At 35.0% G+C, this 17,215-nt stretch carries 15 protein-coding genes and 1 pseudogene; 9 read left to right on the top strand and 7 right to left on the bottom strand.

The annotated features are described in order from the left end of the window. Positions 1-187: 187 nt before the first annotated feature. From IPK14_02060 to IPK14_02040, 5 genes are all read left to right on the top strand, one after another. The gene (locus IPK14_02060) at positions 188-937 is read left to right on the top strand and encodes a thioesterase (protein MBK7992222.1); all 750 of its coding nucleotides are present in this window, start codon (positions 188-190) and stop codon (positions 935-937) included. Then, the gene (locus IPK14_02055; protein MBK7992221.1) at positions 934-1,413 is read left to right on the top strand and encodes an adenylyltransferase/cytidyltransferase family protein; all 480 of its coding nucleotides are present in this window, start codon (positions 934-936) and stop codon (positions 1,411-1,413) included. Before IPK14_02060 ends, IPK14_02055 begins: the two co-directional genes overlap by 4 nt. Positions 1,414-1,560: 147 nt before the next feature. Continuing rightward, complete coding sequence (locus IPK14_02050) at positions 1,561-2,370, top strand: dihydroorotate dehydrogenase electron transfer subunit (protein MBK7992220.1); 810 nt, start codon at positions 1,561-1,563, stop codon at positions 2,368-2,370. Then, a complete protein-coding gene (locus IPK14_02045; protein MBK7992219.1) occupies positions 2,367-3,323 on the top strand; it encodes a dihydroorotate dehydrogenase in 957 nt (318 codons plus the stop codon). Before IPK14_02050 ends, IPK14_02045 begins: the two co-directional genes overlap by 4 nt. A gap of 117 nt (positions 3,324-3,440) precedes the next feature. Further along, positions 3,441-3,944, top strand: coding sequence for a hypothetical protein (locus tag IPK14_02040; GenBank protein MBK7992218.1), 504 nt, complete (start codon positions 3,441-3,443; stop codon positions 3,942-3,944). Between the two features lie 4 nt (positions 3,945-3,948). Here the strand turns inward: IPK14_02040 and IPK14_02035 are convergent, their stop codons facing one another. From IPK14_02035 to thiC, 6 genes are all read right to left on the bottom strand, one after another. Then, complete coding sequence (locus tag IPK14_02035; GenBank protein MBK7992217.1) at positions 3,949-5,064, bottom strand: cysteine desulfurase; 1,116 nt, start codon at positions 5,062-5,064, stop codon at positions 3,949-3,951. Positions 5,065-5,090: 26 nt separating this feature from the next. Beyond that, positions 5,091-5,984, bottom strand: a complete 894-nt coding sequence (locus tag IPK14_02030) for an anion permease (protein ID MBK7992216.1) — start codon at positions 5,982-5,984, stop codon at positions 5,091-5,093. After that, positions 5,926-6,594, bottom strand: a complete 669-nt coding sequence (locus IPK14_02025; protein MBK7992215.1) for an anion permease — start codon at positions 6,592-6,594, stop codon at positions 5,926-5,928. The genes IPK14_02030 and IPK14_02025 overlap by 59 nt, the downstream gene beginning before the upstream one ends. A gap of 12 nt (positions 6,595-6,606) precedes the next feature. Further along, entirely contained in the window at positions 6,607-7,161 is a 555-nt protein-coding gene (rfbC, locus tag IPK14_02020; GenBank protein ID MBK7992214.1) for a dTDP-4-dehydrorhamnose 3,5-epimerase, read from the bottom strand. Between the two features lie 49 nt (positions 7,162-7,210). After that, positions 7,211-8,278 (bottom strand): glucose-1-phosphate thymidylyltransferase, encoded by a 1,068-nt coding sequence (locus tag IPK14_02015; GenBank protein ID MBK7992213.1) that lies wholly within the window; start codon positions 8,276-8,278, stop codon positions 7,211-7,213. A gap of 100 nt (positions 8,279-8,378) precedes the next feature. After that, a complete protein-coding gene (thiC, locus tag IPK14_02010; protein ID MBK7992212.1) occupies positions 8,379-9,929 on the bottom strand; it encodes a phosphomethylpyrimidine synthase ThiC in 1,551 nt (516 codons plus the stop codon). Positions 9,930-10,107: 178 nt separating this feature from the next. On the opposite strand from thiC, the gene IPK14_02005 reads away from it, so the two are divergent. The 4 genes and pseudogenes from IPK14_02005 (at position 10,108) to IPK14_01990 (ending at position 13,598) form a co-directional block, all read left to right on the top strand. Beyond that, on the top strand, positions 10,108-10,317 hold the full coding sequence (locus IPK14_02005) for a hypothetical protein (GenBank protein MBK7992211.1): 210 nt from the start codon (positions 10,108-10,110) through the stop codon (positions 10,315-10,317). A 239-nt stretch (positions 10,318-10,556) separates the two neighbouring features. Then, positions 10,557-11,288 (top strand): carboxylesterase family protein, encoded by a 732-nt coding sequence (locus tag IPK14_02000; GenBank protein ID MBK7992210.1) that lies wholly within the window; start codon positions 10,557-10,559, stop codon positions 11,286-11,288. Next, positions 11,249-12,241 (top strand): annotated as a pseudogene (locus IPK14_01995) (carboxylesterase family protein). The gene IPK14_02000 and the pseudogene IPK14_01995 overlap by 40 nt, the downstream one beginning before the upstream one ends. A 136-nt stretch (positions 12,242-12,377) precedes the next feature. Next, a complete protein-coding gene (locus tag IPK14_01990) occupies positions 12,378-13,598 on the top strand; it encodes a glycosyltransferase family 39 protein (protein ID MBK7992209.1) in 1,221 nt (406 codons plus the stop codon). A gap of 67 nt (positions 13,599-13,665) precedes the next feature. Here the strand turns inward: IPK14_01990 and IPK14_01985 are convergent, their stop codons facing one another. After that, the gene (locus IPK14_01985) at positions 13,666-17,139 is read right to left on the bottom strand and encodes a hypothetical protein (GenBank protein MBK7992208.1); all 3,474 of its coding nucleotides are present in this window, start codon (positions 17,137-17,139) and stop codon (positions 13,666-13,668) included. Between the last annotated feature and the right edge of the window lie 76 nt (positions 17,140-17,215).

Below are 17,215 nucleotides of genomic sequence, written 5' to 3'. Positions count from 1 at the left end.
CAACTAATATTTATAGCAATATAAGCTTGGATAAGTTATTTATAAGCTTTAACAGGATAAACTAGTATTGCATTATTTAGCTACTATGTTTAATGTGTCCGTTTTTGGGAAAATAGATTTCCACTTCTGAGCTTTTTCTTTTTGCTGTTAAACTAAATTAAAGTGAATAGGAGGTTTAAAGTTTTTAATGAGTACCAATACAAAATGGTTTAGTTGCTATAAACCAAAACCCAAAGCCAAACTAAGATTATTTTGTTTTCCTTATGCAGGGGGTGGAAGCAGTATTTTCCGCACTTGGTCAGATGATTTACCTGATTGGTTAGAAGTTTGTCCCATCCAACTTCCAGCAAGAGAGAACCGTATTTTAGAAAAACCTTTCTATCAAATGGCTGATTTAGTCCCATCTGTTGCACAAGCAATAAAGCCTTATTTAGACCTACCTTTTGCTCTTTTTGGTCATAGTATGGGAGCATGGATAGCTTTTGAACTAGCACATCATTTAGAGAAAAATTTTAATTTATTAACTAAACATCTTTTTATTTCTGCTCGCTTTTCTCCTCAAACTATTGATAATAAAGGCTTACATATATTATCTGATGCAGATTTTAGAGAAAAGTTAAAAATGTATGGTGGGACACCTAAAGCAGTTTTAGAAAGTGATGAACTAATGCAATTACTAATACCCATCTTAAAAGCAGATTTTTCTATTTGTGAAACTTATGTTTATAAACAAAACGACCCTTTAACTTGCCCTATATCAGTCTTTGGCGCAACAAAAGATCATCTTGTTGATGCTGATAGTTTAGTGGAATGGGAAAAAGAAACCTCAAATAATTTTAGAATAGAAATGTTTGCAGGAGATCATTTCTTTTTACGTAACTATCAAAAAGAATTATTAACATCAATTACAAAAGACTTAGAAATGTTAAACCTATGATAAATAACTACTTAAATAAAATACTATCAATAAATGTCTTAGAAGAAAAAATCTTAAAAGCGCGTGTAGAAGCAAAAACAATAGTTTTTGCTAATGGTTGTTTTGACCTTTTGCATGTAGGCCATGTTCGTTATTTATATGGAGCTAAAGCTCTAGGAGATTTATTAGTAGTAGCAATTAATAGTGATAGAATCGTCCAGCAACTTAAAGGAAGTAATAGACCTATAACATCTGAAAATGAGCGTGCAGAGATCATAGCAGCACTTTCTTGTGTTGATTATGTAACAATTTTTGATACTCCAACAGTTACAGAGCTACTATTATTACTTAAGCCGGATATTCATGCTAAAGGAACAGATTACACAATTGAAACTGTCCCAGAACGTGAAATTGTTAAAAGTTATGGTGGTAGAGTTGCTATTGTGGGCGATCCAAAAGATCATTCAACTTCTTCTATTCTTGAACAAATAATTTAATAAGCTTAAGTATATTTCTTAGTTTTTAATTATAGATTATCAAAAATAAATCAGCTTGGCTTGTTTGTTAATGTAACTAAATGCTAGACTAGCGATTTTATTTTTTAAGCATTAAATTTTTAAAGGATTTTCTAAACTAAAATTATTGTGAAAGAAACAATTGCTAGAGTAAAAGAAATTAAGCATTTTGGAAGGTCATATTGCCAAATAAAATTAGTCATTGATAAAGAATTAAAGATTGAACCAGGCCAATTTGCAATGCTTAAGCCTGTTGGAGCATTTGAACCACTTCTAAGACGTGCAATGGCTTTTTATCAAGTGAGTACAATAAAAAACCAAACTTTTGTAGATTTTATTTTTAATATCCTTGGTCGAGGTACACAAGTTTTAGCTCAAATGCATGTTGGCGATAAAGTAGAATTTCTTGGCCCACTTGGAAAAAATTTTTCTGTTTTGCCTGCTAAAACTATTCAAAATGCAATAATTGTTGCTGGCGGTGTAGGAACGCCCGCCGTTTTGATGTTGGCTCAAGAATTATGCAAAGAAAAAATTGAAACAACTATTTTTCTTGGTGCGCGGAGTGAAGCGGATCTAGTTGGTATGGAAGACTTTAGCCAACTACCAGCAAAACTTTTTATTGCTACTGATGATGGATCGGTTGGAGATAAAGGTTTTGTAACAAATTCGTTAGAAAATTTCTTAAAACAAACTTTAGAACAAAACAAACCTTTTAACTCTGTAATTTATACTTGTGGGCCAGAGATTATGATGGAAACAACAGCAAAAATTGGCCTTAAATATAACTTAAAAACCTATGCTTCCTTAGAAGCTCGTATGGCCTGCGGTTTTGGTGTTTGTGTCGGTTGTGTTGTTGAAATTGAGTCAAAGCAAGACTCTAGCTATCAACGTGTTTGCGTTGAAGGGCCAGTTTTTGACGCTAGCGAGGTGATTTGGTGAGTGATTTAGAAAAACTTCAACCTTCTACTAATACAAATTCCCTAAACAGGCTAGAAATAGAAATTGCTGGTATTAAGTTTCAAAACCCTGTTTTAACTGCTAGTGGGACGTTTGGTTATGGGTTAGATTTTGCTGATTTAATAGACTTAAACCGTTTAGGCGGTTTTTGTAGCAAAGGACTTTCGCCTAAACCAATGAAAGGAAATCCTCCTCCACGTATTGTAGAAACTCATGGAGGAATGCTTAATGCTATTGGACTGCAAAACATTGGTGCTAAAGCATTTGTAACTGATACGCTGCCACAATTAAAAAAATATAACACCAAAGTAATTGCTAATGTTTTTGGTTATTCTTTAGAAGAATATATTGAAGCAATAGAAATACTTAATGATGGTGATGGAATTTCAGCTTATGAATTAAATATTTCCTGCCCAAATGTTAAACAAGGCGGAATTGTAATCGGTAATTCTCCAGATGCAGCAGCAGAAGTTACAACGGCTGTAAAACAAGTAGCAAAACGTCCAGTTATTGTAAAGCTTTCTCCTAATGTAACTAGTATTAAGGAATTAGCTTTAGCCGTAGAAGGAGCAGGTGCAGACGCTCTTTCCTTAATAAATACTTTGGTAGGAATGTCAATAGATGTTTATAGCCGTCGTCCACGAATTGCTAATGTTACAGGCGGTCTTTCCGGGCCAGCAGTAAAACCTGTTGCAGTTAGAATGGTTTATGAAGTGGCTCAAGTCGTTAAAATACCAATCATTGGTATAGGAGGAATTGCTAATTGGATGGATGCAGTAGAATTTTTTATTGCTGGAGCTTGTGCAATACAAATTGGAACAGCTAACTATTATGATCCTTGTGTATCAATAAAAATCATAGATGGGCTTCTTTCATACTGTGAAAGCCAAAAACTTTCTCATATCTCCGAAATTTTTAACTCATTAAAAAAATAATTCCTTCATTATATTTAACTTACTGGTTTAGCATTATTAACTAACAAACTTCTAGCAATAGTTTTTAGTTTTCTATATCATAGATTTACATAATCTTACAAAAATTAGGTCTAAAGTATGGGAAAGAAATTAATAGGTTTATTTGGTGTGCTAGTTACATTATTTAGCTTGTTTTTTGTTTTTGCTGCGATTGGAGACTTAATTTTTGGAAGCAAAACAGGTACTAGTGTAGGTGTTTTATTAGGTTTGTTAGTATTTTTTTCAGGAACAAGTTTTTGTGGGATTTTGCTAGCACGACAAGGATTTAAGAAAGGTGGAAGCAACCTTGAACAAGAGCAAATAATATTAGCTCTTGCAAAAACTGCTAAAGGCAAGCTTACAGTTGCAGAAGTTGCGCTTCGTTGCAATCTATCTATTGAAGATAGCCAAGCCATTTTAGATAAATTTGCGGCTCAAGGTGTAGCAAATCTTCAATTTACAGATGAAGGAAACAGTATTTATTTATTTTCTAGCTTTTTAGCAGAACAAAAACCCGCTTTACCATTTGACCCAATCCAAACAAATTATTCAGAACCTTCTGAACCACAAAAAAATCCTAATAGACAAAGAGCGTTAGAGTAGGCTTTTAGCTTTTACAAGCATTAATTATTCGCTCTGCGGCTTCAATTACATCTTCCATACTAGTAAATTTACCAAAACTAAAGCGAATTGCTCCAAGCGAGTCTTCTGCACTAACGCCCATTGCACTTAGCACGGCTGAAGGCTGCCTTGAACTAGTATGACAAGCGGCCCCAAGTGAGGCTGCTATTTCAGTTGCTAGTAAAAGCTTTTGTCCATCTTGCCCAGGAAAACTTAAATTAAGTGTATTTGGTAATCGCTCTGTAGGATGACCATTTAATTTAATATTTTTTAGTGATTCAATAATTAACTGATGAAATTTATCTCGTTTTTCTTTTACACTAGCAATTGTGCTGCTGTTTTTTGCTATTTGACAAGCTTTACCCAGCCCAACAGCACCAGCAACATTAACTGTTCCTGCACGTCGTCCATTTTCATGACCAGCACCTAGCATATACGGTGCAACTTCTACGCCCTCCCGTACAAATAAAGCCCCAACGCCTTTTGGCCCATAAAACTTATGTGCTGCTATAGTCAGTAAGTCAATATTCATTGCTTGCACATCTACTGGTAGCTTACTAATTGATTGTGCTGTATCTGTATGAAAATAAATGTTTTTTTGACGTGCTAAACGTCCAATCTCTGCAATAGGTTGGACTGTCCCTACTTCATTATTAGCGTGCATTATGCTAATTAAAATTGTTTTTGGAGTAATGGCTTTTTCTAGCTCATTAATATCAATTTGACCAAAATGATTAACAGGTAGAAAAGTTGTTTCAAATCCTAACAAAGCTAATTCTTGACAACATTTAATGATAGAAGGATGTTCAATTTGGCTAGTAATAATATGATTACCTAGGCTAGCACGAGATTTTGCAACACCTCGAATTATTGAATTATTGCTTTCTGTTCCTCCACCAGTAAAAATTATTTCGCTTGGCTGACAATTAATTAAAGCTGCAACTTCATTTCGAGCTTGATTTAACCCTTGTGCAGCACGTTGTCCAAAGCTATGAAAACTAAGTGAGTTAGCAAAATTTTCTGTTAAGTATGGAAGCATTACTTCCAAAACTTCTGGATCAAGCGGAGAAGTAGCATTGTAGTCAAGATAAATACTTTTCATTTTTCATAATCCTTAAAACAAATAACTTAATTAGGAATAAGTAGCTTACTACCTATCACAATTACAAGAAAGCCTAGAATATCTAGCAAAACGCCATATTTCACCATATTTGTTATAGAAATATAACCTGAACTATAAACTATTGCATTTGTTGGGGTAGAAATAGGTAGCATAAAACCCAAGGAAGAGGCCATAGAAGCGGCTATTGCGGCTTGAAATCCATTAGCACCAGCAATAGCAATTACTACAGGAACAACCATATTAGCAGAAGAAACATTAGAAGTTAGCTCAGAAACTAAAATCGCCACTATTGAGACGCTAGCAATTAACCCTGAACCTGAACTTGGTATAAAACTACTTAAATATGTTCCAATAGATTCAGCCAATTTAGTGGAAAAAGCTAGTTGTCCTAAAAGTATCCCTCCCCCGTAAAGTGCCATTACTGCCCAATCAATTTCTAAAGCTTGTTTAACATTGATGGTAAATTCTTGTTTTTTCCAATTTATGGGAAGCAAAAAAAGAAGACAAGCACCAGTAAGTGCAGCAACGCTTTCAGGAACATGTGCTATAAAAGTTTTTGTAAAGCTATGTCCATCTCCAATAGTTAAAGAAAGTATTCCTGGCATAATCCAAAGCAGCACAGTAACCGAAAAAGCAATTATTACGTTAAACTCGCCTCTAGTAAGTTTGCCTAATTTATTTTTTTCAGCTAAAAATTTTTCTCTAACACCTTCAAGTTTTTTTACTGGAGTTGGACAAAGAAAGTTTAAGTAAAAAAACAGTAGCAAATACATGACAATTACTATTGGAACAGCAAATGTCATCCATTCAAAAAAAGAAATTCGTCTTAGCAATTGTTTTTCAATAAACCCTAAACCTATTAAATTTGTTGGTGTGCCAACAGGAGTAGCTAAGCCCACCAATAGAAGCACCAAAAGCGCAAATTAGCATAATAGCGCATGGGTAAGCCTTACCTACAAGATCACCTTTAAGGTTTTGTAATGTACGAATAATTGCTAGTCCAATAGGAAACATCATTGCAGCCGTAGCAGTGTTAGAAATCCACATTGAAATTAGGCAACAAACTCCACCATAAGCAAATAAAATTCGGCTAGGACGTTCAGCAATTAAAGGGTTTGACAAAACAAGATAAGCAAAACGACGATCTAAACCATGAATACATATTGCTTTAGTTGTAATAAAAGCACCCAAAAATAAAAACATTATTGGGTCAGCAAAAGCATTAAAAGCTTCCTTGGCTGGTGCAATTCCTAACAAAATAACCAAGGTTGGGGCAAGCAACCCTGTTACGGCTAAAGGCAAGGCTTCAGTAATCCATAAAGTACCTACAAGACCCATTAAAGCTGCTAGTTTATGGGCTACTGGACTAAGTGAAGGTAAAGGAAGAAACCATAAAATAAAAAAAACTATTGGAGCAATAATCCAACCTGCAAATTTTCGTAGCGTTTCAAAGCGTTCTTCGGCTGAACTAATGGTTTCTTTTATTTCTTCTTGTAAGTGATCTGACATAATCAGTAATTACTAATAAGTGAACTGATCAAGAGCATCAGCTAAATTTGGTAAGTTATTGTCTTTTTCAGATAAAATTGGACTGTCTACAGGCCAATCAATATTAATAGTTTTATCAGACCAAAGAACTCCCCTGTCTAAACTAGGAGCATAAAAGTTAGTTGCTTTATAAATAACATCAGCTATATCACTTAGGACACAAAACCCATGTGCAAAACCTGGTGGAACATAAAATTGATGTTGATTTTCTTCTGAAAGATTTGCACTAACCCATTTACCATAACTAGGCGAACCCTTACGAATATCTACGGCAACATCAAAGATTTCACCTCTTACACAGCGAACTAGCTTTCCTTGTGCCATTGGGTCAGCTTGGTAATGAAGACCTCGTAAAACACCTTTGAAGGAGCGAGAAAAATTATCTTGGACAAAATCTATCAAAATTCCTAATTCAGCAAATTCTTTTTTGTTATAGCTTTCTAGGAAAAAACCTCGGCTGTCAGGATAGATCTTTGGAATTAAAAGCAACACTTCTGGGATTGCCATTTTTGTTAGAGTAAAAGCCATAAAAAATTATTGCTCCTAACTTATTGTAAAATAAATATTATTTGATATTTTAAGGTAATTCTACAATAGCATCATCTCCTACCATTAAGCGTAAAGACTTTTTTATTCCCTTATGTTTAGTAACTATAGATTGTTTACCAATTAAAGACTCGTCTAAATGTTCAACAGCAATAATTTTGCTATCTTCTAGGATTACGGAACATTCTACAGCAGAATTTTCTATATGGCAGCCATCACTAATGCTAGTGTATGGGCCAACATAAGCATTTCTAATTACTACATTTTTACAAATTTTAGAAGGGCCTCGAATAACGCTATTCTCTACAATAGAGCTAGAATCAATAAAAACCCGACCAGCAATATTAGAATTATTATCTACACTACCTCGAATATCTCGCTCAGTAAATTCATCTAAAACCATTCGATTAGCTTCGATGATATCATCTTTTTTACCGGTATCTAGCCACCATTTTTCTAAAAAATGAGCTTTTACTTTACCTTCAGCAGTAACTAGATTTTGGATTGCATCAGTAATTTCTAGCTCTCCACGAGCAGAAGGTTTTAGATCTTCAATAATTTTATGAATTGTTGGGTTAAAGAGATAAACGCCAACTAGGGCTAAGTCCGAAGGCGGTTTTTTAGGTTTTTCAATCAATCTTAGGACTCTACCGCTATCATCTACAACAGCAACGCCAAAAGCGCGTGGATCTGGAACTTTCTTAAGTAAAATAATTGCGTCCAGGTCTTCTTTAACAAAAGTATCTACAAAGCCTTTAACAGAATCTCCAATTAAATTATCTCCTAAGTACATTAAAAAAGAGCTATTGCCAAGAAAATCTTGAGCAATTCTTACTGCATGAGCAAGTCCAGCAGGTTTATCTTGCATAATAAAAGTAAATTTATGTTGCCAAGGATTTTCTTGTAAAGATTCGCGGATCATATCCCCAGTTTCAGGTGCGATAATTACGCCAACTTCAGAAATACCAGCTTCTTTGATTTGATCCATAACAAAATAAAGAATAGGTTTTGCTGCAACTGGAAGTAATTGTTTGGGTAATGTATGGGTTAATGGACGTAAGCGAGTACCCTTACCCCCAGAAAGAACTAGTGCTTTCATAATTAAATTTCCCTAAGTAAATGGATTTGCTATAAATGATAATGCGGGCTAACTCACCCGCATTATCGTTTATACTGTTGTTTTGCTTATGTATAGCATTTTATTTACTACCACCACGAGTAAGCGCGACAAATTCTTGAGCTTTTTCTTTCATACCAACATTTAAGGCTTCCTCTTCATTTACTCCAACTTGAGCAGCATAGTCACGGACATCTTGGGTAATTTTCATAGAGCAGAATTTTGGCCCGCACATTGAGCAGAAATGCGCCTCTTTAGCACCTTCAGCCGGCAAAGTCTCATCGTGATAAGCAAGTGCCGTTTCTGGATCAAGGGATAAATTAAATTGATCTCGCCAACGAAATTCAAATCTAGCTTTAGAAAGTGCGTTGTCTCGCTCTTTAGCTCCAGGATGGTTTTTAGCTAAATCAGCAGCATGAGCAGCAATTTTATAAGCGATTACACCTTGTTTAACATCTTCTTTATTAGGTAAACCTAGATGTTCTTTTGGAGTTACATAACAAAGCATTGCCGTCCCATACCAACCAATCATTGCCGCGCCAATTGCAGAAGTAATATGATCATAGCCTGGGGCAATGTCAGTAACTAAAGGCCCTAGGGTATAGAATGGAGCTTCATGACAAACTTCCATTTGACGATCAACATTTTCTTTAATTAAGTGTAAGGGAACGTGTCCTGGGCCTTCAATCATTACTTGAACATCGTGTTTCCAAGCAATTTTTGTAAGTTCGCCTAGAGTGTCAAGTTCAGCAAATTGAGCAGCATCATTAGCATCAGCAATTGAGCCTGGGCGCAAGCCATCACCTAAAGAAAAGCTAATATCATATTTTTTCATTAGCTCACAAATACGATCAAATTCTGTATAAAGAAAGTTTTCCTTGTGATGAGCCAAACACCATTTAGCTAAAATTGAACCTCCACGAGAAACAATTCCTGTTAATCGTTTTGCTGTTAAAGGAATATATCTAAGTAAAACACCAGCATGAATAGTAAAATAATCTACACCTTGTTCAGCTTGTTCAACTAAGGTTTCCATAAATATATCAATATTTAACTTTTCCACCTGTCCATCAACTTTTTCTAAGGCTTGATAAATTGGGACTGTACCAATAGGAACTGGAGAATTTCTTAATATCCACTCTCTAGTTTCTTTAATATTTTTACCTGTAGAAAGATCCATTACAGTATCAGCACCCCATTTAACAGACCATTTCATTTTGTCCACTTCTTCTTCTATTGAAGAAGCTACAGCAGAATTACCAATATTAGCATTAATTTTGACCAAAAAATTACGTCCAATTATCATTGGTTCGCTTTCTGGATGGTTAATATTGGCAGGAATGATGGCACGACCACGAGCTACTTCATCGCGTACAAACTCAGGAGAAACATTTTCTCTAAGAGCAATATAGCGCATTTCCTCAGTAATTTCACCAAGACGGGCATAGTGCATTTGAGAAAAGTTTGTATCGCCACGCTCTTTACGTTTTTTAATCCATTCTGCTCTTAGCTTTGGTAAGCCTTCTTTAACGTCATAACCTTGGGGGCCTGCTGTATCATATAAATAAAAAGATGGTTCACCATCAGACAGCTTTATTTCTCGGCGGGGAATTTTGAATTCTTGTTGATTCATTCTTGGTACTCCAAAATAGGATTTTAGGATGGAAAAGATTCTCTATTTTAGAGAATAGTCTTTAGCCAAACAACCTTTTATCACAGGATTAGAGATTTAACTTTTAACAAGCGCAAAAAAAGCTCTTGTACTATAATTTTTCTAAATATTTAATTTTGTGGTTAGAGACTTCCATTTTATGCAATTTATTAACAAAACTAGCCTTTTAGAAACGGATTTCTTAAATTTACAATTAGAGATCCCTAACACTACTTCGCTACTAAATTTAATTAATTGGGGAAAAAAGAAAAATGCTTTTGTTTCAGAAGTAGTAAAACTGGATGAATATACTTTTGATATTATTATTCCCTGGCAAAATAACTTAGTTTTAGTGCCTGATGTTACTTGATTAGGAGCAATCAATAGCATCTCCGTGTGGGATCATATACCTAATGCTAAAGAATTGCTTAATGCTAGATTAGAAAGAGGTTGGCAGCCGACTCCATCACTTTTACAAACGGGAGAGGAAATTTTAGGTTATGCTGCCTGTCTTAGAAACTAGTAGTTGTTGTGTTATATTTAGTTACTTTGAAATTTTTCTATCATCAAAAATTTTATTCTATTAAGTATTTTTAAGGAGAAATTTTTATGGTTCTACGAAGGGCTGTTTTAGCCTTTATTGCTATCTTATGTTTATTTTTAACCAATAATTTATTTGTTAACTCTGCTAATACAAACAACTTATCAAAATCCAAAGCTGAAATAACAAAAAACATAGAATTAAGTAATGTATTTATGACTGAAGAAGGCCCGGTACGTGGGGAAGTTTTAGAAAACTCTACAGTCTTTCGCGGAATCCCTTATGCTGCTGCTCCTGTTGGAAATTTGCGTTGGAAACCACCTCAAGCAGCAGAAATGCGCACAGATATCTTTGATGCAGTAAGTTTTGGCTCACCCTGCGCACAACCCCAACGAGGACAAACTGTTGGCAGTGAAGATTGTTTATTCTTAAACATTTGGACACCTAAAACATTAACCACTGACCTAAAACCAGTGATGCTTTTTATTCATGGTGGTGGTAATATTACTCAATCAGGAGATCAAAGAATTAATGGAGAATTAATTTATGATGGTCAACCTTTTGCTGAAAAAGCTGGTGTGGTACTAGTAAATATTAATTATCGTTTAGGCCCACTAGGATTTCTTGCTCACCCTGCCCTAACAATGGAAGATGCTAATGGTAGCTCTGGTAACTATGGGATTTTAGACCAATTGGCCGCGCTTCAATGGGTAAAGAAAAATCTTTCTAATTTTGGTGGTGATCCAGATAATATTACAATTTTGGTGAATCTGCTGGCGGAAGTGATGTTTCTACTTTAGTTGCTTCACCCTTGGCAAAAGGCTTATTTCAAAAGGCTATTATCCAAAGTGCTTTTCCAATATTAATACAGCGTTTCTTAAAAGATAGTAGTCGCAGTCTTCGAGGAGTTTCAGCCGAGGATTTTGGTTTAAGAATGGCTACTCAGCTTGGTTGCGGTCAAGCTAGCAATGTAGCTGACTGTTTACGTAGCAAAACCCCTGATCAATTATTAAAAGCTATTGCGCCTGACCAAACAGCCGATGTTGCTGGCACAACAGGCATTCCTTATGGTGCTAATGTGGATGGTTATGTACTACCAACCGCTAGCGAAGAAATTTTTTCTAGTGGTCAACAAAATCCAGTAACTTTAATGATTGGAACAAATAAAAATGAGGCTTTAGGTTTTATTGAAAATATTCCGTTAGAAACGGAAGCCCAGTTTAGATTAGCTCTACAAATTGTTTTTGGTGCAGAAGACTTAAATGCTGTTGTTAAACGCTATCCTATCTCTGACTATGGAACACCTCGTTTAACTGCTGATGCCATAATAACCGATAAATTCTTTTTCTGCCCTACACGAACATCTTTTCGTGCTTTTGCAGCAAATAAAGCTAATGCTTATGTTTATCTTTTTACTCGTGCTTTAGAGTCAAGAAAAGCTCGTGGTGCTGAACATGGCTTAGAGTTAGGCTTTGTTTTTAATACTTTAGCTAAAATTAATACTGTAGCTCCAACGGCTGAAGAGCTTAGACTATCTGAAATGATGCTTAAATATTGGTCAAACTTTGCAAAAACTGGTGATCCTAATTCAACAGATTTACCTATTTGGCCGGTTTATAAGAAAAATGGAGATAAAACTTTTGTTTTAGATATCCAAACAAGCACTAGCAAAGGTTTTAGAAAGAAATTCTGTTCTTTCTTTACTAAACTTGATGCAAATAGAACTTTCCTTGCTGATTGTGGTTGTGAATAACAAACTAAGAATATTTACTATAATTTTAAGTGTAAAAATAGCTAGTTTTTGCTAGCTATTTTTATTTTATTTACTAACCTTAGAATACTACTTGTTTTTATTTACATAAATTACTTTATTTATATAATTTAGTGCCATGCAAAAAATTACTTCTTTTCTTCAAGAGCAATCTAAAACTTTAGGTAATTGGGCAAATACTTTTTGGCTAGTTCTTGGTTTAGTAACCCTAGCAAAACTAATGATTGCCTTTAATACCTATGGGACAAATGATGTCAAATATTGGGAAACTTTTTTACAAACAGCTAAAGAATTTGGAGGATTAGAGACGTATAAAAGAATTTGGTATTTTAACCATCCACCTTTTATGCTCAATTGGCTGTTTATTTTAGATTTTTTTGCAAATTTTTCAGGAATAGCTTTTCCATTTTGGCTAAGGCTTCCTGCAATAATAGCTGATATAGCTATTATTGTATTGATCATTAAGATATTTAATCAGATAGCTCCTAATAAATTCTCAATATTGGCTTTAATGCTTTTAGCTACTGCTCCTACTTCAATGATGATTTCAGGTTTTCACGGAAACACAGATCCAGTAATGATATTTTTTCTTATCTTATCTATTTACTTACTCAGCAATAATCACCCTGTTTGGTTAGCTGGTGCTGCGTTAGGAATGAGCTTAAACATTAAAGTAGTATGTTTAATTCTTATGCCTTGTATGTTTTTTTATTTGCCAGATATGAAAAAAAGGTGGGAGTATTTTCTAGCTGTTGGAATTACTTTCTTAGTTGGCTCTTTACCTTATATTCTCCAAGGAGATCTTAAAATAATTATTGACCATGTTTTTGGTTATAATAGCCAATATGGTATTTGGGGACTGCCAAGACTGCTAAGTTCCTCATTACCTGAAAATTTATCTTGGATTAACACATTCTATCAAACAAAAGGAAAATATGTTGTCTTAGGTGTTATTGCATTACTGTCATTTTGGATGAACTCATCAGAAAAAAAAGTACCTCTTTTTATTCAATGTGGATTATTGTTTTTTGTTTTTCTTGCAATAAGCTCTGGTTTTGGTGTGCAATATATGGCATGGTTAGTACCTTGGGTAATTTTACTAGATATTAGCTTAATTGCTTCATTTTACTTGACTAGTGGACTGTTTTTATTCTTGGTTTACAATTTTTGGTCACAAGGGTTTCCTTGGAATTTTGCTAATTCTGATGTGGCAGGCCCCTGGACAGGTTACATAATTTACTATGAAATACTTTGTTGGGCAGTAGTTGTATTAGTTGCTTTTAACTACTTAAAACTAGTTATTTCTCTTAAGAAAAGTGAAATAGCAAAAACGGCCTAAAAGAATTAAAGATGCAAACTATGTTGTCTGCATCTTTATTCTTTTCAAGAAAATACAAGGAAACAGTTTAGTTACTACTACCTTCTCCAAAAACATTAGGATAATAATCTTCACTGCGTCCGCTACCAAAAATATTACTATTTGCTTGCTCTAGGTTTATTAGATTTTCATCAGCAACAAAATTAAAAGTAAAGTTATTAGAAGCTATACCATTAGAAATAACTTGGACAACATTTGTGCCTTTTTGCAAACGCAATTTTTTCTTATTTCCTTTTAGAGTAATAAGGCTATCTGAAAGATCGATTATTCGTGAAGTGACATCTACACCATTTACCCTAACTTGAACATTACCAACAAATAAAGCACCTGAAATTGTAAGTATTGGTTTACGGTAAGACGCGTTATCAATCATTGGCCCGGAAGGTGTTTGAACAATTAAAGTAGCTGTAGCAGTTCGCGTTAGCCCTCCACCAGTGCCAGTAATGGTAAAAATATAAGTTCCGGCTGGAGTAGATGAACTAGTGACAACTTGGAAAGGAAGTGGGAAATTACCTTGGAATTGTGGAACATTTGCTCCTGGTGGCAAATTGCTAAATGCAAATGAAATCGCGCTTGAAAATCCCCCTGTAAATACGCCGTTTATTGTGTAATCGGCCACTTGACCAGCCATTACCGTCCTAGAACTTGGAGAAATAGAAATAGAAAAATCTGGTTGTGCTGCACTCATTACCACTAAGCTAAATTGGTTGCTATTAGGAATGGTGATTCCATTAGCTATAGCTGTAGCTACAAAATTATAAGTTCCTGCTGGTGTAGCTGATGTAGTGCTAATGTTTAAAGTCACATTTGAGCTAGTAGTAGGATTATTTGAGTAAGAAAATGTAACTCCTGGTGGAACATTACTAGCTAAAATACTTAAACCAAGCTCTACATTACCATTAAAGTTATTTCTTGTTAGTGTTACAGGATAACTTGCTGCTTGACCTGATGTAACGGTGGCAGAATCTCTTTCTACTCTAATTGATACAGAAGAAGGAGCTTGGACTATTAAAGTTGCTGTAGAGGTACGTGTTAAACCTCCACCAGTACCGGTGACAGTAAAATTATAAGTCCCTGGTGGTGTTGTTGAGCTTGTAGCAATTTGAAATGGTAACGGGAAATTGCCTTGGAATTGTGGAACATTTGCACCTGGTGGTAAATTACTAAATGTAAATGAGATAGAGCTTGAAAATCCTCCCATAAATGTTGCATTTATTGTGTAATCAGCTAATTGACCGGGTGAAATAGTCCGCGAAGTTGGAGAAATAGCAATAGCAAAATCAGGTTGTGTTGCTGCTGTTACAACTAAACTAAATTGATTACTATTAGGAATCGTAACTCCATTAGCTGTAGCAGTTGCAACAAAATTATAAGTCCCAGGTGGTGTAGCCATAGTTGTACTTAAGTTAAGAGTTACATTAGAGCTAGTAGTAGGATTGTTAGAGTAAGAAAATGAAATTCCAGCGGGAACATCATTAGCTAAAATTGCTAGACCTAATTGCACAGCACTAGAAAAATTAGTTCGACTAATTGTTACAGGATAGCTTGCTGTTTGACCGGCTGTAACTGTAGCAGAATTTCTTTCTACTCTTAATGAAACAGATGCGGCAGATTGTACAATTAAAACAGCAGTTGTAGTGCGTGTTAAGCCTCCACCAGTACCAGTAACGGTAAAAGTATAAGTTCCTGCTGGTGTTGTTGAGCTAGTTACAACTTGAAATGGTATAGGAAAATTACCTTGGAATTGTGGAACATTTGCGCCCGGAGGCAAACTACTAAAACTAAAGCTAATAGGATCAGAAAATCCACCTGTAAATGTAGCATTTAATGAGTAGTTAGCTGTTTGTCCTGCTGCAATTGTTTGAGAAGTAGGAGCAACAGAAATAGAAAAATCTCTATTTGGAGTGCTTTGACTTACAATTAAAGTAAATTGATTGCTATTAGCAATGGTAATTCCGCTAGCAGTTCCTGTTACAACAAAAGTGTATGTTCCAGCAGGTGTAGCTGTAGTTGTCCCAATAGTTAAATTACTACTTGTTCCTGTAACTGGATTAGCTGAATAAGAAAAACTTATCCCAGGTGGAACATCATTAGCTAAAATTGTTAATCCAAGTTGTACAGGGCCAGTAAAATTAGTCCGGTTAATTGCTACAGGATAAACGCTACTTTGTCCTGGGTTAACAGTACCTGAAAGTTTAGTTACATTTAATGTTACAGAGCTTGTTGGGTTTCCACCAGCAGCAGGATAAATAAAAGAAACGCCTGCAATATCGTCGCTTCTTAAACTAGCTCCACGTCCATCATTATGAATCAAAAAAAACATTGTAGCATCCTTAAGGACTTGGCTTGGTTCGCCGTCATCCTCTGAAGAATGCCCTAATCCAATTGTATGGCCCACTTCATGAACCATTATTTCTGCAATAAAGCTAGAAGAAACACTACAACTACCAAAACTATTAAAAACAATATCTGCATCTATAAGTTGGTTAAATGTAGTCCCATTAATAACTTTGGTGACAGAATTACTAAAAGAAAACCTAGCTACAGCTAAAGTTCCAGCACAATTAACTAGGTCATCAACTTCATTTCTACAATCTCCAAAAGATACAGTATTAGTGCTATCACTGTTAGTAAAACCACATGAAGAAGTGTTATTTGCACGTTGCAAAATTATTGAAGCCCCAGAAACATTAGTCCAAGCGGCTAAAGATCCGTCTAATTCTGCTACACCTCCCCCAGAAACCGGAGCATTTGCGGTGTTAATGTTATAACGTATAGGGGTTCCATTGTCGGCTTGTTGCCAACGACTAGGCCCACCAGCAAATGTAAATTGTGGCTGAATTACTCCATTACTAATATTAGGTTTATATTCTTTAGGTATAGCTAGCAACGGACGATCTCTATTAATTAACTCATATTCATTAACTCGCTCAATTTTTGAGCTAAGAACAGATTTAATTTTGTCAACATAAGCAGCAAATTCCATTTTGTTAGTAATGGTTTGCTCTTTAGAACGTCCTTGAGGCTCAATAATTGTTGCAGAGCCTACTTGACGCAGAACATAAGTTTTATCTTTATCCTTAATTACTGAAAACTTGCCCATAAAAACATGAGCAACTCTTAAGGCTCCATCATCAGCCGTATTTAGGTAAAGTAACACCTCTTCGTTAAGCTTAAACTCTGGGGTGCCAATAACTTTTTGTGTTATATCACCTACTGTGCCGCCCATTTGACGAATAACTATTTCTTTTTCAAACAACTTTCCCTTAAAAACTTGTTTGACCTTTATTTTGATATAGGTAGAAATATTTTCCTGATTTTCATCATATTGGCTTTCTATAGAAATAACTTTTCCATAAATTATTGCTCTTGAGCTAACAATTAAGTCTTCATCTGTAAGCATTACTGCTGACGTTGCTTTGATAGGTTGAACTAGTAAAAATAAAATTAGTATTTGTACTAGCAACATACTTAAAAAAGGAATTAATTTTGTCTGTAGCATAATAGTCCCCCTTTTTACTACCGTTTTAATAACATATTGTATTTAGAGGAGTTACTATTAAATTATATTCCTTTCT

Source organism: Blastocatellia bacterium (genome assembly GCA_016713405.1).
Taxonomy (GTDB): domain Bacteria; phylum Acidobacteriota; class Blastocatellia; order Chloracidobacteriales; family JADJPF01; genus JADJPF01.
This window is presented reverse-complemented; position numbering and strand designations above follow the sequence as displayed.

What these genes read in the sequence shown, in the direction of transcription:
- IPK14_02060 (MBK7992222.1), top strand. Translation starts at nt 188, where the DNA reads ATGAGTACCAATACAAAATGGTTTAGTTGCTATAAACCAAAACCCAAA.
- IPK14_02055 (MBK7992221.1), top strand. Translation starts at nt 934, where the DNA reads ATGATAAATAACTACTTAAATAAAATACTATCAATAAATGTCTTAGAA.
- IPK14_02040 (MBK7992218.1), top strand. Translation starts at nt 3,441, where the DNA reads ATGGGAAAGAAATTAATAGGTTTATTTGGTGTGCTAGTTACATTATTT.
- IPK14_02035 (MBK7992217.1), bottom strand. Translation starts at nt 5,064, where the DNA reads ATGAAAAGTATTTATCTTGACTACAATGCTACTTCTCCGCTTGATCCA.
- IPK14_02025 (MBK7992215.1), bottom strand. Translation starts at nt 6,594, where the DNA reads ATGTCAGATCACTTACAAGAAGAAATAAAAGAAACCATTAGTTCAGCC.
- rfbC (MBK7992214.1), bottom strand. Translation starts at nt 7,161, where the DNA reads ATGGCTTTTACTCTAACAAAAATGGCAATCCCAGAAGTGTTGCTTTTA.
- IPK14_02015 (MBK7992213.1), bottom strand. Translation starts at nt 8,278, where the DNA reads ATGAAAGCACTAGTTCTTTCTGGGGGTAAGGGTACTCGCTTACGTCCA.
- thiC (MBK7992212.1), bottom strand. Translation starts at nt 9,929, where the DNA reads ATGAATCAACAAGAATTCAAAATTCCCCGCCGAGAAATAAAGCTGTCT.
- IPK14_02005 (MBK7992211.1), top strand. Translation starts at nt 10,108, where the DNA reads ATGCAATTTATTAACAAAACTAGCCTTTTAGAAACGGATTTCTTAAAT.
- IPK14_02000 (MBK7992210.1), top strand. Translation starts at nt 10,557, where the DNA reads ATGGTTCTACGAAGGGCTGTTTTAGCCTTTATTGCTATCTTATGTTTA.
- IPK14_01990 (MBK7992209.1), top strand. Translation starts at nt 12,378, where the DNA reads ATGCAAAAAATTACTTCTTTTCTTCAAGAGCAATCTAAAACTTTAGGT.
- IPK14_01985 (MBK7992208.1), bottom strand. Translation starts at nt 17,139, where the DNA reads ATGCTACAGACAAAATTAATTCCTTTTTTAAGTATGTTGCTAGTACAA.